19 protein-coding genes are annotated in these 18855 nt (G+C 64.6%); 9 read left to right on the forward strand and 10 right to left on the reverse strand.

The window, feature by feature from the left end:
- Window positions 1-65: 65 nt before the first annotated feature.
- The gene (locus BJA_RS13750; RefSeq protein WP_011085556.1) at window positions 66-548 is read right to left on the reverse strand and encodes a cupin domain-containing protein; all 483 of its coding nucleotides are present in this window, start codon (window positions 546-548) and stop codon (window positions 66-68) included.
- A gap of 237 nt (window positions 549-785) precedes the next feature.
- On the opposite strand from BJA_RS13750, the gene BJA_RS13755 reads away from it, so the two are divergent.
- Window positions 786-1070 (forward strand): hypothetical protein, encoded by a 285-nt coding sequence (locus tag BJA_RS13755; RefSeq protein WP_038965831.1) that lies wholly within the window; start codon window positions 786-788, stop codon window positions 1068-1070.
- Between the two features lie 82 nt (window positions 1071-1152).
- On the forward strand, window positions 1153-1869 hold the full coding sequence (locus tag BJA_RS13760; RefSeq protein WP_011085558.1) for a peroxiredoxin-like family protein: 717 nt from the start codon (window positions 1153-1155) through the stop codon (window positions 1867-1869).
- A 186-nt stretch (window positions 1870-2055) separates the two neighbouring features.
- Here the strand turns inward: BJA_RS13760 and BJA_RS13765 are convergent, their stop codons facing one another.
- A complete protein-coding gene (locus BJA_RS13765) occupies window positions 2056-2943 on the reverse strand; it encodes a LysR family transcriptional regulator (RefSeq protein ID WP_038965825.1) in 888 nt (295 codons plus the stop codon).
- Window positions 2944-3141: 198 nt separating this feature from the next.
- Here BJA_RS13765 and BJA_RS13770 point away from each other — a divergent pair, with 198 nt between their 5' ends.
- Together BJA_RS13770 and BJA_RS13775 are read left to right on the forward strand one after the other, a co-directional pair.
- Window positions 3142-4290, forward strand: coding sequence for a patatin-like phospholipase family protein (locus BJA_RS13770; protein ID WP_011085560.1), 1149 nt, complete (start codon window positions 3142-3144; stop codon window positions 4288-4290).
- A 92-nt stretch (window positions 4291-4382) separates the two neighbouring features.
- The gene (locus tag BJA_RS13775; RefSeq protein ID WP_038965824.1) at window positions 4383-5333 is read left to right on the forward strand and encodes an oxygenase MpaB family protein; all 951 of its coding nucleotides are present in this window, start codon (window positions 4383-4385) and stop codon (window positions 5331-5333) included.
- A gap of 228 nt (window positions 5334-5561) precedes the next feature.
- On the opposite strand, the gene glgA is transcribed toward BJA_RS13775, so the two are convergent.
- On the reverse strand, window positions 5562-6977 hold the full coding sequence (glgA, locus tag BJA_RS13780) for a glycogen synthase GlgA (RefSeq protein ID WP_038965823.1): 1416 nt from the start codon (window positions 6975-6977) through the stop codon (window positions 5562-5564).
- Window positions 6978-7171: 194 nt separating this feature from the next.
- Here glgA and BJA_RS13785 point away from each other — a divergent pair, with 194 nt between their 5' ends.
- From BJA_RS13785 to BJA_RS13795, 3 genes are all read left to right on the forward strand, one after another.
- The gene (locus BJA_RS13785; RefSeq protein WP_011085563.1) at window positions 7172-8344 is read left to right on the forward strand and encodes a CaiB/BaiF CoA transferase family protein; all 1173 of its coding nucleotides are present in this window, start codon (window positions 7172-7174) and stop codon (window positions 8342-8344) included.
- Between the two features lie 172 nt (window positions 8345-8516).
- Entirely contained in the window at window positions 8517-9584 is a 1068-nt protein-coding gene (locus BJA_RS13790; protein ID WP_011085564.1) for an alcohol dehydrogenase, read from the forward strand.
- Between the two features lie 113 nt (window positions 9585-9697).
- Entirely contained in the window at window positions 9698-10777 is a 1080-nt protein-coding gene (locus BJA_RS13795; protein ID WP_038965830.1) for an isocitrate/isopropylmalate dehydrogenase family protein, read from the forward strand.
- Between the two features lie 41 nt (window positions 10778-10818).
- On the opposite strand, the gene BJA_RS13800 is transcribed toward BJA_RS13795, so the two are convergent.
- The 5 genes from BJA_RS13800 to BJA_RS13820 form a co-directional block, all read right to left on the reverse strand.
- On the reverse strand, window positions 10819-11103 hold the full coding sequence (locus BJA_RS13800; protein WP_011085566.1) for a hypothetical protein: 285 nt from the start codon (window positions 11101-11103) through the stop codon (window positions 10819-10821).
- Between the two features lie 105 nt (window positions 11104-11208).
- On the reverse strand, window positions 11209-12024 hold the full coding sequence (locus tag BJA_RS13805; RefSeq protein ID WP_011085567.1) for an enoyl-CoA hydratase: 816 nt from the start codon (window positions 12022-12024) through the stop codon (window positions 11209-11211).
- Between the two features lie 127 nt (window positions 12025-12151).
- Window positions 12152-13501: a L,D-transpeptidase family protein gene (locus tag BJA_RS13810; RefSeq protein WP_011085568.1), complete on the reverse strand. Its 1350-nt coding sequence runs from the start codon at window positions 13499-13501 to the stop codon at window positions 12152-12154.
- Window positions 13502-13911: 410 nt separating this feature from the next.
- A complete protein-coding gene (locus BJA_RS13815; protein WP_014497036.1) occupies window positions 13912-14283 on the reverse strand; it encodes a helix-turn-helix domain-containing protein in 372 nt (123 codons plus the stop codon).
- 29 nt (window positions 14284-14312) lie between these two features.
- Window positions 14313-15359 (reverse strand): LysR family transcriptional regulator, encoded by a 1047-nt coding sequence (locus tag BJA_RS13820; protein ID WP_011085570.1) that lies wholly within the window; start codon window positions 15357-15359, stop codon window positions 14313-14315.
- A gap of 482 nt (window positions 15360-15841) precedes the next feature.
- Between BJA_RS13820 and BJA_RS13825 the strand changes: the two genes are divergently transcribed.
- Together BJA_RS13825 and BJA_RS13830 are read left to right on the forward strand one after the other, a co-directional pair.
- Window positions 15842-16108: a hypothetical protein gene (locus tag BJA_RS13825; RefSeq protein ID WP_011085572.1), complete on the forward strand. Its 267-nt coding sequence runs from the start codon at window positions 15842-15844 to the stop codon at window positions 16106-16108.
- 203 nt (window positions 16109-16311) lie between these two features.
- The gene (locus BJA_RS13830) at window positions 16312-17043 is read left to right on the forward strand and encodes a cytochrome c biogenesis CcdA family protein (RefSeq protein ID WP_011085573.1); all 732 of its coding nucleotides are present in this window, start codon (window positions 16312-16314) and stop codon (window positions 17041-17043) included.
- Between the two features lie 25 nt (window positions 17044-17068).
- Here the strand turns inward: BJA_RS13830 and BJA_RS13835 are convergent, their stop codons facing one another.
- A complete protein-coding gene (locus BJA_RS13835) occupies window positions 17069-17725 on the reverse strand; it encodes an HAD family hydrolase (RefSeq protein WP_011085574.1) in 657 nt (218 codons plus the stop codon).
- 148 nt (window positions 17726-17873) lie between these two features.
- Window positions 17874-18791 carry an MBL fold metallo-hydrolase gene (locus BJA_RS13840; RefSeq protein WP_028174779.1) on the reverse strand — a complete coding sequence of 306 codons (918 nt, stop codon included), beginning with the start codon at window positions 18789-18791 and terminating at the stop codon, window positions 17874-17876.
- Window positions 18792-18855: the final 64 nt, after the last annotated feature.

An 18855-nucleotide genomic window follows, 5' to 3' on the forward strand; every position in this document is an offset into this window, starting at 1 on the left:
GCAAATTGCGCACCGTAGTTTGATGCTACGCATCGCCCCGGAACGGCGGCCTGTTCAAGCGCGCGTCACATGTGGTGGTCATTAGGGTCCCTGCGGACGTCGCCGACATAGAGAATGACGGTTTCCTTGCCGAGGTTCTTCCACCAGTGCGAGGTGCCTGATACCTCGGGGCGGATGTCGCCGGCCTTGTGCACGATCGGATCGACGCAGTTGGACGCGTACTCGACGATCTCGCCCTGCTGCACGAAGATCAGGGCAGGACGGTCGTCGTGGCTGTGCCAGGGCACGATGCCGCCGGGCTCGATGGTGAGCTTGCGGAAGCGCAGCTCGCGGCCCTCGATATGCGCCGGCTGCTTGCCGAGGTCGATGGCGCCGAGCGTGACGTCGGTGACGCCGACCGGCTTATAGTCGACCATCTGGTGCGCGTTCGGCTTGATCTTGTCGACAGGACATTCGCCCGCGAGCGCCGGCTGCGCCGCAAATGTCAGTGCACCGAGAACGACTGCGCCCGACCAGACCAGGCGCGACAACATGTGCTGCTTGAACATGGGAACTCTCCTCTGTTGGCCGCATCCTCGCTGGTCGCCGGCTATGGCAGGAGCTTCGTCGAGATCGCGTCGATGTTGAAATACCGACTTGCTTTCGATGTGATAGCCCTGCGCTATGTTGATGCGCGGCGGCTATCGAACCGATTGGGCATCGGCATTTCCGCTTCCGGAGTATCCGGCGTCCGATGGCGGGGCGCCCGATTGGCGGGCGTTCACGTCAATCCGGAGGAGCATCTCATGACGAAAGTGTCCAAGACTCTGATTTTTACCGCCGCCTTCGCGGTGATCGCCACCTCGGCCTTCTCGGAAGCCGCCTGGGATTTGAAGGCGGGCATGGCCTATGTCTATGGCGGGCCCGGCAAGATGTTGGCGATGGCCATGGCCCCGGCCGAGAAGAACCACGACGTGATGATGAAGCACGCCAAGAAGGTGCCCGACAACACCGTCTTCTTCATGGACAACGGCACGCTGTACTCCGCGTCCGGCCGGCTCGACCCCACCGGCAATTTCTACGTGAACTGAACCGGCCCTCGCGTAACGGCCGCCCCTTGCGGGCGGCCGAACCAGGAACCTAATATTCGCCCTTCGAACGCCGGAGCGGAAGATGACCTCTCTCTCACCAGCTGACGCCGAGCAGCTCAAGCTTGCCTTCCAGCGCTGCCGCGAGATGGAGGGAACCCTGAACGAGCAGCTCCTCGCGTATGCCGACGCAAGCCGCCAGGTGTTTCCGGCCTATGGCGAGGCGGTCGATCGCCTGGTGGCGCGATTGAACGGGAACGGCGGCGGGGAGAACGCGCCGCGTCCGGGCGATCCGATGCCGCTATTCATGCTGCCGGACGAGACGGGGCGTCTCGTGACGTTGCCCGCGCTGCTGGCGCAAGGCCCCGTCGCGGTGATGTTCTTCCGCGGCCACTGGTGCCCCTATTGCCGGCTCAATGTGCGCGCCGTGGTGCAGGCGCAGGACCGCATCAAGGCAATGGGCGCGCAGATCGTTGCGATCATGCCGGAGACGCAGGAATACACGCGGCAGATCAAGGCCGATTCCAGTGCGCCATTTCCGATCCTGACCGATCTCGACAACGGTTACGCGCTGTCGCTCAATCTCGCGATCTGGCTCGGCGTCGAGATCCAGCGCCTGTTGTCCTATCAGGATATGGCGAAATTCCACGGCAATGACGGCTGGATGCTGCCGATCCCGGCGGTGTTCGTGGTCGGCCGCGACGGTATCGTCAAAGCGCGCTTCGTCGATCCGGATTTCCGCAAGCGCATGGAGATCGACGATCTGATCGAGGCGTTGGAGAGCGCGAGCCGGGAGAACTGAGGCTCGCGTTTTCTTCCCAGCTCCCCTTGTGGGAGAGGGTGGCTCGCCGCATAGCGGCGAGACGGGCGAGGGGTCTCTCTCCTCCAACGCTGAGCTGAGTTTAAGGAGACATACCCCTCATCCGGCGCTTCGCGCCACCTTCTCCCACAAGGGGAGAAGGAAGAAGAGCAGCGATCGTTCTCGCGGCTACCCCGCAATCGACCGCCAGTCCGCACCGCGCAGCATGCGCATCACGGCGTTGGCCACCGCCGTGCGCTGGCGGCCGGCGACGCCATAGAGGCTGACGGTGCGGCGGGCATCGAGGCCGGCAACCGCAGCGCGTTTCAGGCTCTCCGGCACGGGCGAGGTGTGGGGCATCATGGCGATGCCGATATCGGCCTCCACCAGTTCGACCAGGTCGCGTTCGCTCGAAATCTCGTGGCCGTGATCGACATCGATGCCGTGCTCGCGCAGGCTCGCTGCGATGCGCTTGGAATGCTCGCAATAGCTGCGGCCGAGGAATTGTTCCGCGCGCAGGTCGTCCGGCTCGATCGTGTCGTGCTCGGCAAGCCGGTGCTCCCTGCTGACGATGAGATCGAACGCCTCGGTGAACAGCGGCCAGACGTCGAGCCGTTCCCAGGCCTCGTCGATCTCGGCGGCGATGCCGAGCTCGGCCTCGCCCTTCTTCAGGAATTCTGCGACCTCGCGGCTCGTCCCGCGCAGGAAGCGGAATTCGAGCCGGTTGAACTGCCGCCTGATCTCGTTGAGGTGCGGGATGAGCAGCGCCAGGTCGACCGAATGCGTCAGCGCAACGCGGAGCGCGCCGACCTCACCACTTTTGAACGAGGAGGCGAGCGAGCGCGCACCGGCGGCGGCGTCATAGCACTGCTTCAGCAGCGGATGCATGCGCTGGCCCAGCTCGGTCAGTTGCGCCGCCGGCCGTTCGCGGCGAAACAGGTCGCCGCCCAGCTCGGCCTCGAGCTGCTTGATCGCGCGCGTCAGCGAGGGCTGCGTGACGTTGCACTCCTCGGCGGCGCGCGTGAAATTCAAAAGCTGCGCCACCGCGAGGAAATAGCGGACCTGGTGCATTTCCATGGATCGGCTCCCGGCAGGATCGGCCGGAAATCTAACCGATCGGGACAGGGAATGATATCCTGGCCGCCATAGCGCGTGGGTATGGTTTCGGAAGCCAAGCGGCATTTCCAAAAGACCCGGCAATCGCGGAAAATGGCAAGACGTAACAATAGCCTTACGCCTGACGAATGATAACCATAGGCTCGACAGGAGCAAGACATGAACGGCATGCAGGACAACGGGCAACGAAAGAGCATGGACCTGCCGGGTCAGGTCGTTCTCGTGCTGCAGGGCGGCGGCGCGCTTGGCTCCTACCAGGCCGGCGTCTACCAGGCGCTGCACGAGGCCGGCATCGAGCCGGACTGGATCATCGGCACCTCGATCGGCGCCATCAATGCGAGCCTCATCGCGGGCAATGCGCCGGAGCATCGGCTGGCGCGCCTGAAGGAATTCTGGAAGCGGATGGAGCAGAATCCGGTCTGGAACTGGCGCACCGCGTTTCCCGACTTCAACGAGAAGCTCGCCTATTGGTCGACCGTGACCCACGGCATTCCCGGCTTCTTCCGGCCCAACCCGCTGGCGCATGCCGGGGAGTCCTATCCGCTCGGCGCCGATCACGCCGGTTTCTATTCGACCGCGCCGCTGGAGAAGACGCTGAGCGAGCTGGTCGATTTCGACCTCGCCAATCGCTGCGCGCCGCGCCTGACGGTCGGTGCGGCCCATGTCGGCACCAGCGAAATGCGCTATTTCGACAGCCGCGACGGCGAACTGACGGTGAAGCATGTCATGGCCTCGGGCGCATTGCCGCCGGCCTTCCCGGCGGTGCGCATCGACGGCGAACTCTATTGGGACGGGGGCATCCTCTCGAACACGCCGACGGAAGCGGTGTTCGACGACAATCCGCGCAGGGATTCGCTGATCTTCTCCGTGCATCTGTGGAATCCGGTCGGCGCCGAGCCAACCACGATGGCGGAGGTGCTGAACCGGCACAAGGATGTGATGTATTCCAGCCGGATCGCGAGCCAGATCGCCCGCCAGCAGCAGGCCCATCGCCTGCGGCACGTCATCAACCAGCTCGCCGCGCGTCTGCCCGAGAACGAGCGCAGCGATCCCGCGGTGAGGGAGCTGATGAGCTACGGCTGTTCGACCCGCATGCACGTCGTGCGGCTGCTGGCGCCGCAGCTCGACCGCGAGACCCATACCAAGGACATCGACTTCAGCCCGTCAGGCATTACGCGGCGCTGGCATGCGGGCTACGCCCATACGAGGTCCGTGCTCGCACGAAGGCCGTGGATCGGTGAATTCGATCCGCTCGCCGGCGTGGTGCTGCACGAGCATATGGACGAGATGCCGATTGCGGCGGAGTAGGCGCCTTGTCCGTCATTTGTATTGGGCCGTGACGATTTCACGAGCGCGCTGTCTGGGCTATTATCGCGGCGTCTTCGTCGCGAGGCTCGCAATTGGTCGTTGAGAAAGATCTGGAGGCGGCGCTCGATCAGGTCCGCGCTGACGCGGCGGGGCCGGTCCCCGGCGTGTTCGGCCCGTCCTCGGTCACCTGGCGGATCGACCGGGAAGCCGTCATCTTTCTCGGCGCCGGCCGCGCGCTGCTGCTGCAATTGGCTCACCCCTGGGTCGCTGCCGCCATCGCCGAGCACTCCCGGACGTTGGCCGATCCGATCGGCCGCTTTCACCGCACCTTCGACATCGTCTTCGCCATGGTGTTCGGCTCGCTCGACCGTGCCTTGCTGTCGTCGCGGCAACTGCACCGGCGTCACAGCATGATCGTCGGAGAGATGCCCGGGACGGTGGGCCCATTCGCTGCCGGCTCGCGCTACTGCGCCAACGACATCCCGTCTTTGCGCTGGGTTCATGCGACGCTGGTCGAGACGGGGCTGATGGCGCATGATCTGGTTCTGCCGCAGCTCTCCGTGGAGGAGCGCGAGCGCTACTGGACCGAGGGCCGGCTGTTCGGCGCCTTGTTCGGATTGACCGGGGATGATTTGCCGGCGGACTGGTCCGGCTTTGCCGCTTACACCGCAGCGATGGCGCAGTCGGAGACTTTGACCGTCAGCCCGGCCGCGCGCAAGATCGCGACACAAATCTTCACCGGCGCCCGTCCTTGGTTGCGGCCACCGCGCTGGTATCGCGCGCTGACGGCAAGCCTGCTCCCGGAGCGATTGCGTGCAGGCTTCGGGTTCGAACTGGACGAGCGCGATATCAGATCCGCCGACAACGCGATGAAATGGATCAGGCGCGTCTATCCGAAATTGCCGGACAGGCTGCGCTATGTCGGTCCCTACCAGGAAGCGCAGGCGCGGCTGCGAGGAGAGTTGCAGCCGGACTGGATAACCCGTTGCCTCAACCGCGCCTGGATCGGACGGCCGCAGATGGACGTGCGCGGCAAGGGGTGAAGGCCTCAGCTTTTGCACCGTCATCCTGAGGTGCGAGTGGCGCGATGCGAGAGCATCGCGCCGGGAGCCTCGAAGGATGCACGGCCCCACTGCAGCCGGGCCGTCGCCCTTCGAGGCTCGCCGAAGAGGCGAGGACCTCCAGCGACAACGGCTCCGCCGTTGCGCGGGGGGGACGGGGGGGGAGATAGGCGCTCGCAATGACGGAGTATGTGGAAGCGCCGTCGCGCCTCACACCGCTGCCAGCTTCCGGTACAGCGCGCTATAGCTGTCGGCCGAGATGCTCCAGGAGAACGACCGTCCCATGGCGCTGCGGCGCATGGAGTCGAGCTGGTCCTGCGCCATGAAGGCTTCGAAGGCCCGGCGGACGCCGCCGAGGAAGGATTCGTGCGAGGGTCTCGAGAACAGGAAGCCGGTCTCGCCGTCGGTGATGGTCTCGGCCAAGCCGCCGGTCTGGTGCCCGATCGGCAGCGAGCCGAAGCGCTGGGCGTACATCTGGCTGAGGCCGCACGGCTCGAAGCGCGACGGCATCAGGGTGAAGTCGCTGCCGGCGAAGATGCGCCGCGCCTGGGCGTCGTTGAAGCCGATCGCAACGCCGATCGCATCGGGGCGGCGGCGATGTGCGTCGATCAGCGCCTGCTCGAGCGCCGGCTCGCCGGAGCCGGTGACCACGATCTGGCCGCCGGCATCGATGATCTCGTCGGCCGCGGACAGCACGAGATCGATGCCCTTCTGGTGCACGAGCCGCGCGACGATGCCGAACATCGGGCCGCGCGACACCGCCAGCCCGAACTGCTTGCGCACGTAGTCCGCATTGGCCTTCTTGCCGACCCAGTCGCCGGCGCCGAATTGCTGGGCGAGCTGGGCGCAGGAGCGCGGGTCCCAGCTCTCGTCGATGCCGTTGAGGATGCCGGTGAGCTCGGCGGCGTCCGAGCGCAGCCGGAGCAGACCCTCCAGGCCGCAGCCGAACTCGGCCGTGGTGATCTCGCGCGCATAGGTGCCGCTGACGGTGGTGAGATGCGAGGCGTAGACGAGGCCAGCCTTGAGGAAGGAGACCTGGTCGTAGAATTCGAGGCCGTCGATGTGGAAGGCGCTTTCCGGTGCGCCGATCCGCCGCAGCGAGTCCTTCGGGAAGAGGCCCTGATAGGCGAGGTTGTGAATGGTCAGGATCGACGGCAGCTTGGCGCCGCGCCAGGCGAGATAGGCGGGCACGAGCGAGGCCTGCCAGTCGTTGGCATGGATCAGGTCTGCTGCCCAATTCTTGTCCAGCTTGCCCATGGCCAGCTCAGCGGCTGCCGAGGCAAAGCGTGCGAAGCGGATGTCGTTGTCCGGCCAGTCGCGTCCGGACTCGTCGCCATAGGGATTGCCGGGCCGGTCGTAGAGTTGCGAGCATAACAGCACATAGACCGGCAGGCCGTCCTTGGTCGCGGCCCGGCCGAGCGAGCAGGCCGGCAGATCCGCAAACGACGGGCAGCGGCCAACGATCTGAATATGCGTGAGTTGCTCGATGATGTCGCGATAGCCGGGCAACATGATCCGGATATCGGCGAAGGGGCGAAGGGCTCTGGGCAGGGCAGCGGAAACGGCTCCAAGTCCGCCGACGCGGACGAAGTCGTCCATTTCTGTCGTAACGAACAAGACCCTCAAGTACAGTTGCCCCTTGCCGATCCGGTTTGCTGCTATGCAAGAACGGGTCCAGTTGCCCCGCAATTCCCAAGCACGCCTGCGAAACGCCTCCGCTCGGTAAAGACTTTCCTACTCAGCCGCCGCCCTCTAGGGTCGGCGCACCAACAACAGAGAACATTCATTGTTCCTAGGATACGCCGGGAGACGCGGCACGCATGCAGCTAGCAGATAAGCATGAGAGCACGACGACAAAGGCCTTCGCCGGACTCAGGGTGCTGGATTTTTCGACCACCATCGCCGGTCCCCATTGCACGCGGATGCTCGCCGATATGGGCGCCGAGGTCATCAAGATCGAGACCGACGGCGGCGAGACAATGCGGACCCGGCCGCCGCTGCGCAAGGGGTGCAGCACCGTATTCGGCCAGCTCAATGTCGGCAAGAAGAGCGTCGTGCTCGACCTCAAGTCCGAGGACGGCAGGGAGGCGATCCTCCGGCTGGCCGCGACCGCCGACATCCTGGTCGAGAACTTCCGGCCCGGCGTGATGCACCGGCTGCGGCTCGACTACGACAGAATGCGCCCGGTCAATCCAAGGCTGATTTATTGCTCGATCTCGGGCTACGGCCAGAGCGGCCCCTCGGCCGAGCTGCCGGCCTATGCGCCGGTGATCCACGCGGCCTCCGGCTATGACATGGCGCATCTCGCCTACCAGCCCGGCCGTAACCGCCCCGACTATTGCGGCATCTACCATGCCGACGTCGTCACCGGCACCTACGGTTTTGGGGCGATTGCGTCGGCGCTCTATCAGCGCACGGTGACCGGGCTTGGCCAGCACATCGACGTCTCCATGCTGGAGTCGATGCTGACGCTGACTCTGATCGAGTTGCAGAGCTCGCAGTTCGCGGTGAAGCCGCCACCGCGCCCGATGTTCGGGCCGACCGAGACGGCCAATGGCTATGTCATGATCACGGTCGCGAGCGAAAAGACGTTTCAGTGTTTGATGGGCGTGATCGGACGCCCCGACTGGATTTCCGATCCGCGCTTCTCCGCCTACGCTGCGCGCCGCGAGAACTGGGCCGACTTGATGGACGGCGTCGAGGCCTGGTCGCGGCAGCTCTCGACCGAGGCATGCCTCGTCGCACTCGGTGCGGCCGGCGTGCCGGCCTCGGCCTATCGCACCGTCTCCGAGGCGCTGGCCGATCCGCAGCTCGCGCACCGGCAGGCGCTCTCGTCGGTGGAGGATGGGGGCGGCTCGTTCCAGGTTCTCAACCTGCCGTTCCGGATGTCCGGCGCCGATACGACGCCGGCCAGGGCGATGGCCGCGCTCGGCGAGCACACGGGTGCGTTGCGCGACGAGATTGGCCTCGCCGATGACGCGTCAATTCCGTGAGGCAAAACGGCCGCGCAAGGGTGACGGAAGGCTCGGTGCGGCGAGCAATGCGGCCTTGCGCGCGGCCGGCTTGCCACCGTCGGCCGGCGTAAACTAGACAGGTGCGCGTTTGTCTCGCCTCGCCGGCCGTGGCATGGTGGCGCGACAACAAGAAGCATGCGGGAGGACGCCGATGAAGAGTTTCAAGGTCGCCGATTTCAAGGCGCCGCTGCAGGAGTTCGACGAGCCCACGCCGCAGCCGTCGGGCACGCAGGTGCTGATCAAGGTGAAGGCCGCCGGCGTCTGCCACAGCGACCTCCATATCTGGGAAGGCGGTTACGATCTCGGCCATGGCCGCAAGCCGCTGTCGCTGAAGGACCGCGGCATCAATCTGCCGCTGACCATGGGCCACGAGACGGTCGGTGAAATCGTGGCTTTCGGTCCTGACGTGAAGCCGACCGACCAGGGTGATCTCAGGCTCGGCGATGTCGGCCTGGTCTATCCCTGGATCGGCTGCGGCAAGTGCGCGACCTGCCTTGGCGGCGACGAGAACATGTGCCTGACGCCGCGCTCGCTCGGCGTCTATTGCGACGGCGGCTATTCCGATCACATGTTGGTGCCGCATCCGCGCTATCTGCTGAACCTCAAAGGGCTCGATCCCGCGACCACCGCGCCCTATGCCTGCTCGGGCGTCACCACCTACAGTGCGCTGAAGAAGGTCGAGCAGCATTTCGACACGCCGATCGTGATGTTCGGCGCCGGCGGCCTCGGCCTGATGGCGCTGTCGCTGTTGAAAGCGATGGGCGGCAAGGGCGCGATCATGGTCGACATCGACGCCAGGAAGCGCGAGGCGGCGGAGAAGGCCGGCGCGCTTGCGACCGTCGATCCCAAGGCGCCGGACGCGCTGGAGCAGCTTGCCAAGAAAGCGGGCGGGCCGATCCGCGCCGTCATCGACCTCGTCGGCAATGCCGCGACGACGCAGCTCGGCTTCGACTGCCTGACCAAGGGCGGCAAGCTCGTCATCGTCGGCCTGTTCGGCGGTGGCGCGACCTGGGCGCTGCCGCTGATTCCGATCAAGGCGGTGACCATCCAGGGCAGCTATGTCGGCAATCTGCGCGAGACGCAGGAACTGCTCGACCTCGTGCGAACGAAGAACGTGCCGCCGATCCCGGTGACGCGTCAGCCGCTCGCCAAGGCCAACGACGCGCTGGTGCAGTTGCAGCAGGGCGCCGTGGTCGGACGCACGGTGCTGACGCCGTAGTTTCTCTTTACGTCATTCCGGGGCGATGCAAAGCATCGAACCCGGAATCTCGAGATTCCGGGTTCGGTCCTGCGGACCGCCCCGGAATGACGCCCGAAAATGCAGGAACCCCCATGTCCGCAAACAACGCCTTCCACATTGCCGTGCTCGCCGGTGACGGCATCGGCCCTGAAGTCATGGCCCCGGCGATCGAGGTGCTGCGCAAGATCGAACAGAAATCGGATTTGCGCTTCCGCTTCACCGAGGCGCCGGCCGGTGCCAACAATTATCTCGCCACCGGCAAGTCGATGCCCGAGAGAACGATCAAGCTGTGCGAGGAGGCGGATGCGATCCTGCTCGGGGCCTGCGGCCTGCCGTCGGTGCGCTACCCCGACAACACCGAGATCGCGCCGCAGATCGAGCTGCGCTTCATCTTCGATCTCTATGCCGGCGTGCGGCCGGCGCGGCTCATTCCGGGCGTGCCGAGCCCGATCGTCGGCGCCGACACGCGCGGTATCGACCTCGTCGTGATCCGCGAATCCACCGAGGGCCTGTTCGCCTCGATGGGCAAGGGCGTCGTCACCCATGAGGATGCGCGCGAGACCATGGTGATCACGCGCCGGACCTCCGAGCGCCTGTTCGAGTTCTCGTTTCGCCTCGCCGCACGCCGCAAGGCGCGCGGCAAGCCGGGGATGCTGACCTGCGTCGACAAGGCGAACGTGTTCAAGGCCTTTGCCTTCTTCCGCGGCATCTTCGACGAGATTGCCAAGAAGCATCCGGAGGTGAGGACCGACCGGCTCTATGTCGATGCCTGCTCGGCGATGCTGGTGAAGCGTCCCTGGGATTTCGACGTGATGGTGATGGAGAACATGTTCGGCGACATCGTCTCCGACATCACCGCGAGCCTGATCGGCGGTCTCGGCATGGCGCCGTCGGCCGACATCGGCGACAAATACGCCGTGTTCCAGCCTTGCCACGGCACCGCGCCCGATATCATGGGGCAGGGCAAGGCCAATCCGACCGGCATGATCCTGTCGGCCGCGATGATGCTGGACTGGATCGCGGACAAGCACGGCGTCGAGAGCGCGGCAGAAGCCGGCGAGACGATCGAACGTGCGGTGGACCAGGTCTATGCCGGCGGCATCAAGCCGATGGAGTTCGGCGGCAGCAACGGCACGGCCGACATCACGAAGGCGGTGCTGGGGGCGCTGTAGTCAGATGCCAAGAGAAAGGGGCCTCGCGGCCCCTTCGTCGTTCACCAGCGGTGCCAGTGGCGGTGACCCCAGCCCCATGGGCGCGGGCCGCCATAGTACCGGCGCGGGCCACCGTAATAGCCATAGGCGCCATAATAGTTCGGACGCCACCAGCAGCGGCCCCACTGATTACAGACCATTCGGACCTGATCGACGTTGGCGGCCGGACCGCTTGCGACGCGATCGGCCTGCGGAATCCCGTTCGGCATCGCCGCGAGCGCTTGCCCTGACGTCAGCGCAGCGCTGCCGAGCGCGGCCAGACCAAGCACAGCAAACTTGAGTTTCATCGCAATCTCCCTCGTTGGTGGCGGAAGAACTTGCGACGGATCAGTTGGTTGCTATCGCGGTGCAGGAGGCAGAGGAATTTAATCTTCCTGAATGCCGGTTCAGCTTCACCGCCCCGAAAATTGCGGCTTGCGCTTCTCCATGAAGGCCTGCCGGCCCTCGCGAAAATCGGCGGAGTCCATGCAGGCATGGCCGATCGCCTTGATCGCCTCCATGTCGCGACCGCTTTCGTCCTTCAGCACCTGTGCGATGGTGATCTTGGCGGCCTTGATCGCGAGCGGGGCGTTCTGCGAGATCGTCGCGGCGATCGCCATGGTCTCGCCCCAGAGCTGATCGTCCGGGACCACGCGCTCGACGAGGCCAATGCGCAGCGCTTCCGCGGAATCGATCCGCATGCCCGTGTACATCAGCAGCCGCGCCCAGGACGGGCCGACCAGCGACACCAGGTGCCGCAATCCGTCGTAGCCATAGGCGATGCCGAGCCTTGCCGCGGGAATGCCGAACTGGCTGCCAAGCGCAGCGATGCGGATGTCGGCAAGCATCGCGACCTGCATGCCGCCGCCGAGACAAAAGCCCTGGATGCAGGCGATCGTCGGCTTGGGATAGTCGGCGAGCAGCGCGCGCTGGGCGGCGCTGCGTCTGGCGTAATCCTCGGACGCCGCCGCGTTGTGGCGCGTCTTCTCGAACTGGCTGATGTCGGCGCCGGATACGAACGCCTTGCCGCCGGCGCCGCGCAGGATCACGACGCGCACCGCGTCGTCGTCGCGCAAGGCCGTCAGTGCCTCGCCAAATCCCTCCCACATCTCCAGCGACATCGCATTGCGCTTGTCGGGATTGTTGAAGGTGATCACGCCGACGCCATCAGTGGCGTGCTTGAGGATCTTGCCGTCGGCGTAGGAAGTTTCATTGGAAATGTCGGGCATCGCGCGCTCGCTTGTCGTAGGCCGGGCGCAATGTGCTGCCGGGCCGAGGTCCGGGTCAACCGCGGCGAGGCGAGGGGCTCTGCATCCGCCTGTGCCGCGATTGCATGGCGCGGCTACTGCGCCGATCCTAGCGCGTCATGTGCGCGGTCAGCGGATGGCTGCCGGCATTGCTGAAGAAGGCCGCCTCTTCCGCGGTCGCCTCCAGCAACTGCTCGTCCTGGTTATAGACGTCGTTGCGGAACTGGACGGTCTGGTCCTTGGTCATCCACGCCGTGAGATAGGTCCAGGCCACCGGGACCTTCTTCGCCATGGCGACGTCGAGGTGCTGGCCGGTCGCGATTTCAGCGTCGATCGCGGCGCGGCTCCACTTCGGCTGGTCCTTGAGCAGCCAGGCGGCGAGATCGCGCACGTTGTCGACGCGCGAGCAGCCGTGGGAATCGAAACGGTAGTCGTCGCTGAACAGATTGCGCTGGTTGGTGTCGTGCATGTAAACCGAGTAGGCGTTCGGCATGTCGATCTTCACCGCGCCAAGCGCGTTGAAGGTGCCGTTCTGCTGGCGCACAGTGAAGTTCGGCGTATGCGTGCCGGACCAGTCGACCGAATGCGGATCGATCGGATTGTCGTGGGCGTCGAGCACCTCCATGTGCATACGCGACAGGTAGGTCGGGTCCTTGCGCATATGCGCGGAGATTTCGGTCTTGGCGATCGATGACGGCACCGTCCAGGTCGGATTGAGAACGACGCTGGTGATCTGGGCCGTCAGTGTCGGCGAGGGCTTTTCGGTCTTGCCGACGATGACGCGATAGCGCCGCACCACGACGTCGTTCTCGACCGCTTCGGCAAAGGCCGCGGGGATGTTGACCACGACATAGCGCTGGCCGAAGCCGAAATTCATGTTCTCGAGCCGCTGGAGCGAAGCCTCCAGCTGCCGGATGCGCTTCTGCACGGAAACGTTCATCGCCGCGAGCGTGCGCGGCGTCACCATGCCGGTCGGCGCCAGCCCGTGGCGAGCCTGGAAACGCTTCACCGCGTCCGCGAGATCCTGGTCGAAGGCGCCGCTTGCCTTGTCGGCGGAAAGGTCGCCGGAGACGATCAGCCGCTTGCGCAGCAGGTCGTCATTGGCGCCCTGGACGCCGAGCGCGAATTTGGCGTCTGCCGGGATCGTCGGCCAGCCGCCGCGCACCGCGAGATCGGAATAGCTGAGCGCCGCGTCCTTGATGCGCTGGGCTGAGCCCTCGTCATAGGTCGGCTCGTGCGTCATCGCGAGCGCTGCGGCCGAGCGGCTTTCCGGCGTCGAGGCCGAGGTCGACGCGGCGGTTTTCGGCGCGGCCGCGTGGGCCGGATTGGCGGCGGCCGGCACGGTGCCGCCCGACGCCGCCGGGCTGGAGCCGGCCTGGCCCGTGGTCTCGGTCTGCGCGAGCGCGGAAGCGCTGGCGAAGAGGCCCATGGCAATCATCACGGCATGGCGCTTCGACATCTGTCTTGTTCTTCCCCTGAGGACGAGGCCCGGACGAGCGCTCGCATTGGCAATTTCCCGGTCGCCGCGCCGCGGGCGCCGATTGGTAAGATCGGCGGGAAGCTAGGGCATCAATATTGAGGTCCCATTAAGCACGGCAGTCGAAAACTCCGCGCGTCCAGTGCGGAGTCTCTCGATTGGGTCGCGGCAGGGTGGAGATGGGTTCGCGAAAACCGCGGGCGGGGGCAGGGAAAAGATGAAGAAAAAGATCAAGAAAAAGACCAAAAAAAAGGGCGGTCAGGCCGCCCCGAATGCCGCGCGCGGACGGCGCGCAGGCCAAATCCGATCCAGCAGGTCTCGTTCAATCCGGCCGCGCCCCCGTGACGCGGTGGATTGAACGTCGGCCTTGAAGGCCAGACCGCCGAGATGGATCAGGCTTCGTTCGCCGCGATCGATTCCATCAGCGAGACGAGCTGACGCTGCACCGTCTGGTCCTTGATCTTGCTGTAAGCGCGCAGCAGGCGGAGGCTGAAGGCCGAATCGAGGAACAGCAGGCTCTCGACTTCGCGCGCCTTGTTGTCGCCGTCGTAGAAGAAGGTCACGGGCACGTCGAGGGCGGTGGCGATCTGCTGAAGCCGAGCCGCGCCGACGCGATTGACGCCCTTCTCGTATTTCTGAACCTGCTGGAAGCTGACGCCGAGCTTCTCGCCGAGCTCGGCCTGCGAGATCTTCATCTCGACGCGCCGCAGACGGATCCGTTTGCCAAGCTCGATGTCGGGCTTGCCGGCACTGCGTTGCTTCATTCTCTTCGCCGCTGTTTTCATGTTCGTTCTCACCGTTCTTCGGTTGAAAATCCCCCGAAGAGCTGGGTCAGGGGTTCGCCCATATACGAGTCCTTGAATTCATGCGGGTGCACGAACTCTTCCTTAAACCACGGGAAGCGAGCCGGATTGAAAGCCTCGATCAGCCAGTCAATCATGTGCCGTACCCGCGGAATTCGGCCGCTACCGGGATGGTAGGACAACCAGATATCCAGCGGTCGGTTCAGCTCGACCTCCAGTGGAATCAACTTCCCGCCAAGCGCGACGGCGTAGCTCGGGAATACGCCGATTCCGGCGCCATTCGCGACAGCCCAGTAGTTGGCGCTTGAGACGTTGGTCTTCATGACCAGAAGGTCACGTTCAGGAACGCCCGGGAAGAAGCTCTCGAAAGTTTCCTTGGCGGCGAGCTGGTCGGCGAATTGCAGCACCAAGCGGTGCTTGATCAATTCCATTGCCGAGCGCGGAGCGCCATGTTTCTCGATGTATTTCTCGGAGGCCCAGAACATCAGATGCATGCGGCCGAGCCGCACCAGCTTGACGTCGAGCGCGGAAGGACGCGACAGGTGGATGGCGACGTCAGCCTCGTGGCGGGAGACGTCTGCGGATCGCATCGCGCAATGCAGGTCGACCAGAATCTTCGGATAGGCCTGCTGGAATTCGACCAGGCGCGGGGCGAGCCAGAACGTCCCAAGGCCCTCGGTCACCGCGACGCGGACCTCGCCGGACAGGACATTGGCCGTCGAATCGCTGGTGCGCAGCACGTCGAACGCAGCCGCCTCCATTCGTTCGACGGCGGAGACCACCATCGTGCCCTCGTCAGTCAGGTGGGTGCCGTGCACGTCGCGGGTGAAAAGGGTAGTGCCGGTCTGACGCTCGAAATCGTCGATGCGTCGGCGGACGGCGTTGATCGACAGCGACAGACGTTCGGCCGCCGAGCGGAAACTTCCGGATCGGACGACTTCCAGGAAAATCCGGGCGGCATCCCAATCCGAGAGGCCGCTGAGATTTGCTTTTTGGCGTTCCTCTAGTGGAACGCCCCTTTCCGCCAAGGAGTGCATACAAGTCCCTTCGGGTTGTTAAACTGGCAGAATCTGGCGCAAACCACAACCACGACGGGTTGGGGAATGGCGAGTTTTGAACGCCATCCTTACTACCTCGAAGGTGGTATCTGAGTGCGGCCAAGGGCTGGGAATCGGGCAAACTTTCGCCCGAATGAGGGGTGTCGCGTGAGTTCCGTTGCGAGCCGTGAAATGGCTGCGGGATTGTCGGCGCTGTCCGCAATGGATCTGCTTGCGAGAGAGGCGTTCCCGCCTTCCAGGACGGATCGATCACAGCGCATCGTGCGTTCTACCCTTCGTCGTTTCGCTGATGGCCAATTAAGCAGCGGGGCGATGTTCGCCGGAACCGCAGTTTCAACGCAGAAACACACTGAAATCATGTTCAGAGGCGCAGCGGCCTCGTGCTATCGTTGGCTCTCCATGGGGGCCAGAGGGGTCGTCACCAACACGTCTCGCAGGCCGAATTAACGGAAAGAACGCCGGTGTCGCATTCAGACGAACAGTTGCAGTCGGTGCTGGAAACGCTCGAGGAGTGCCGCAGGGTTCTCAACGAGATCAATAGCCGTGAGTCGGCCGAGCTGCTGTCCATTGTCATCCTGGACGTGCGGATGAAACTCAAAGGAATTGACAGTGCCGATCTCAAGGCATTGTGCGACGAAATGCTGCGGAGCGCTGCAAGCGAACCGCCACCCCCCTCCAAGCAGACGCAGGACCAGCCCCGGCGTCCGCTGCTCCGCGTGGTGAAGTAGCCGCGCCGCCGGATCTCGCTTTTTGGCGAGGTTTGTGCGCGTCCCGATGCCGCATCTGTGATTGCGGACGGCATCGGGAGGAGCCCTGGTTTTGTGCGCCTCTGTTGCGCATTTTCCGGCATCGGCTACACCAGAGCCGGTGCTCCGGGCCGCGCGCATTCCCCGCGCGCCGCGCCGGCGCCTGAGATGGCTCCGACTGCATCATGCAAAATGTTTCGATCCCGGCGGCGCTGATTGCCGGCCTCGTCAGCTTCCTCTCCCCATGCGTCCTGCCGCTGGTCCCGCCCTACCTGATCTATCTCACGGGCGCGACGATCGAGCATGTCGAGAGCGACGAGCCGTCATCGGCCTCCAAGCGCGCGATCATGATGTCGGCGCTTCTGTTCGTGCTCGGCTTCTCCACCGTGTTTGTGGCGCTCGGCGCCAGCGCCTCGCTGGTCGGCGGGCTGATCCGGGCCTGGTCGGCGGAGCTGTCGATCCTCGCCGGCGTCGTCATCATCGTGATGGGTCTGCACTTCCTCGGCCTGACGCGCATCGGCCTGTTGATGCGCGAGGGCCGGCTGCCGATCCCGAAACCCGTCGGCCTGTGGGGCGCCTACATCATGGGCCTCGCCTTCGCCTTCGGCTGGACGCCCTGCATCGGCCCGATCCTCGCCGCGATCCTCTCGATCGCCGCGGCCGAAGCCACGGTGACCAAGGGCGCAGGGCTCCTCGCGGTCTATTCCGCGGGCCTCGGCATTCCCTTCCTGATCGCCGCGCTGATGATCGAGCAGTTCTCCGCGCTGTTCGCGCGCATGAAGGGCCATCTCGTCAATGTCGAGCGCGCCATGGGCGTGTTGATGGTGATCACCGGCATCGGCTTTCTCACCGGCGCGGTCTCGAATGTGAGCATCTGGCTGCTGGAGACGTTTCCGGCGTTGCAGACGTTCGGGTAGGGCGTGTCGAATGGGAGTGCTGCAATCATTCCATGCTCAGCAAAGCCGGAAGGTCGCTCATGCGATGAAAGAGGTCGTCGCAGACAGCTGCTAACTCTTGCTCAATTTCCGGATCACCTCCGGTAAAGCCGAGGACCCTCATTCCTGCGGCCTTTGCTGCGCAAATCCCGGATAACGAGTCCTCAACAACGACGCAACGTGAGGGGTGAGCGCCCAACGTCTGCGCAGCATGCAGAAACAGGCCGGGGTCCGGCTTCCACGAACCAACCTCGTACGCACTGAATATGCGTCCTTCGAAGTGCCCCAGCAGGCTCGTCAATCCGAGTGCATGCGTGAGTTTCGACATGGGTCCGTTAGACGCCACGCAAACCGGAGCAGTGATTGCAGCCAACGCTGCATGGATTCCCTCGACAGGCCTCAGTTCGGCATCAAAAGCCAGCGCGGTTGCTTGCCGAACGTCGGCGACGAAAGTGTCTCGGACACTGCGGCCTAACCGGCGCTCGATTTCGCGCACGCAATCCGTCATCTTCACCCCTCGGAACGAACGTATCGCGTCTTCCATGCTGATCGACACGCCTTCCTCAGATGCTGTCCGGACCAGCACGGTCAGGGCAATGATCTCACTATCGACCAGGACACCGTCCGAATCGAAGATAATGAGTTCGGGACTTGCACAGGTCATCCTTGCGATGCTCCAAGCACATAGTTCATCGGTACTTCTCGCTATATCCGGGTCGGTGGACGGGGGCCATACCGGGCTGATTGAATTCAGGGCGCGTACTCACGAACGTCATGAGCACGCGCCCCGTTCGGCCTAACTCAACAGGCGGTCAGTAGTCCCAGAAGGCCGGCACAAAACGGAAGGCGTCGCCGTCGATCGCCACCCGGCCGATGGACGGGAACGGCAGGTGAGTGGCCACCAGCATCTCGCCGGTCTCGGCAAGCTCTCGCAAGAGACGGACACGAACGCGCGCGGCCTCCTCGGGATCGTGCTCGAAGCCGTTGTGCCAGTCGGGCTGTTCGAACCCGACCGCAAACACGGCGTCGCCGGCGAATGTCAGCGCATCGCCGCCGGACGCTACGCGCACCACGCTGTGTCCGGGGGTGTGACCGCCGGTGCGACGGGCGATGACGCCGGGCGCAATCTCGTGGGTCTCATCGAACTGCCGCAACTGACTGCCGTACTCGCTCACGAACCGCTTGGCGGTCGCGCGAAGCGCGTCCGGGAATCCCTGCGGCATGGCGGTCTGCGAGAAATCGGGCGACTCCCAGAATTTGACCTCGGCGGCGGCCACGTGGATCCGAAGGTCCTTGCGCAATCGCTTTTTCACCCCGTCGACGAGCAGCCCGCCGATGTGGTCCATGTGCAGATGGGTCAGCACCAGATCGGTCACGGACGACAGATCGATGCCGGCAGCCTCCAGTCGCTTGATCAACTGTCCGGCCCGCGGCAGGTGCAAGTTTGGGTCGGACCCCAGTCCAGCGTCGATCAGGATGGTCTTGCCGCCGCTGCGCACCATGACCGCATTCAGCGCCCAGTCGAAGGCATCCTGCGGCAGGAACATGTCGTGCAGCCAGGCCGCACGTTCGGCCGGGGCGGCGTTGTGCGCCAACATCGTGGTTGGCAGCGGCAGCACGCCGTCGCTGACCACCAGCACGTCGATCTCGCCGACCTTCAGCGCGTAGCGCGACGGAACGAGCTCTTCAGGTCCGGATGACACGGGGTACGAGGTGTTGTGCAGATTCATGTCTGTCTCCTGTTTCATGGGAAAGTGGTTGGTCCTGGTTCTGGCTGGTCTTGGTTGAGCGGAC

Origin of the sequence: Bradyrhizobium diazoefficiens USDA 110 (assembly GCF_000011365.1) — a bacterium.
In the GTDB taxonomy this organism is placed as follows: Bacteria; Pseudomonadota; Alphaproteobacteria; order Rhizobiales; family Xanthobacteraceae; genus Bradyrhizobium; species Bradyrhizobium diazoefficiens.

Bases quoted from the DNA above. Each gene is read 5' to 3' on its own strand.
- BJA_RS13750 (WP_011085556.1), bottom strand. From the start codon at position 548: ATGTTCAAGCAGCACATGTTGTCGCGCCTGGTCTGGTCGGGCGCAGTC.
- BJA_RS13755 (WP_038965831.1), top strand. From the start codon at position 786: ATGACGAAAGTGTCCAAGACTCTGATTTTTACCGCCGCCTTCGCGGTG.
- BJA_RS13760 (WP_011085558.1), top strand. From the start codon at position 1,153: ATGACCTCTCTCTCACCAGCTGACGCCGAGCAGCTCAAGCTTGCCTTC.
- BJA_RS13765 (WP_038965825.1), bottom strand. From the start codon at position 2,943: ATGGAAATGCACCAGGTCCGCTATTTCCTCGCGGTGGCGCAGCTTTTG.
- BJA_RS13770 (WP_011085560.1), top strand. From the start codon at position 3,142: ATGAACGGCATGCAGGACAACGGGCAACGAAAGAGCATGGACCTGCCG.
- BJA_RS13785 (WP_011085563.1), top strand. From the start codon at position 7,172: ATGCAGCTAGCAGATAAGCATGAGAGCACGACGACAAAGGCCTTCGCC.
- BJA_RS13790 (WP_011085564.1), top strand. From the start codon at position 8,517: ATGAAGAGTTTCAAGGTCGCCGATTTCAAGGCGCCGCTGCAGGAGTTC.
- BJA_RS13795 (WP_038965830.1), top strand. From the start codon at position 9,698: ATGTCCGCAAACAACGCCTTCCACATTGCCGTGCTCGCCGGTGACGGC.
- BJA_RS13800 (WP_011085566.1), bottom strand. From the start codon at position 11,103: ATGAAACTCAAGTTTGCTGTGCTTGGTCTGGCCGCGCTCGGCAGCGCT.
- BJA_RS13805 (WP_011085567.1), bottom strand. From the start codon at position 12,024: ATGCCCGACATTTCCAATGAAACTTCCTACGCCGACGGCAAGATCCTC.
- BJA_RS13810 (WP_011085568.1), bottom strand. From the start codon at position 13,501: ATGTCGAAGCGCCATGCCGTGATGATTGCCATGGGCCTCTTCGCCAGC.
- BJA_RS13815 (WP_014497036.1), bottom strand. From the start codon at position 14,283: ATGAAGCAACGCAGTGCCGGCAAGCCCGACATCGAGCTTGGCAAACGG.
- BJA_RS13820 (WP_011085570.1), bottom strand. From the start codon at position 15,359: ATGCACTCCTTGGCGGAAAGGGGCGTTCCACTAGAGGAACGCCAAAAA.
- BJA_RS13830 (WP_011085573.1), top strand. From the start codon at position 16,312: ATGCAAAATGTTTCGATCCCGGCGGCGCTGATTGCCGGCCTCGTCAGC.
- BJA_RS13835 (WP_011085574.1), bottom strand. From the start codon at position 17,725: ATGACCTGTGCAAGTCCCGAACTCATTATCTTCGATTCGGACGGTGTC.
- BJA_RS13840 (WP_028174779.1), bottom strand. From the start codon at position 18,791: ATGAATCTGCACAACACCTCGTACCCCGTGTCATCCGGACCTGAAGAG.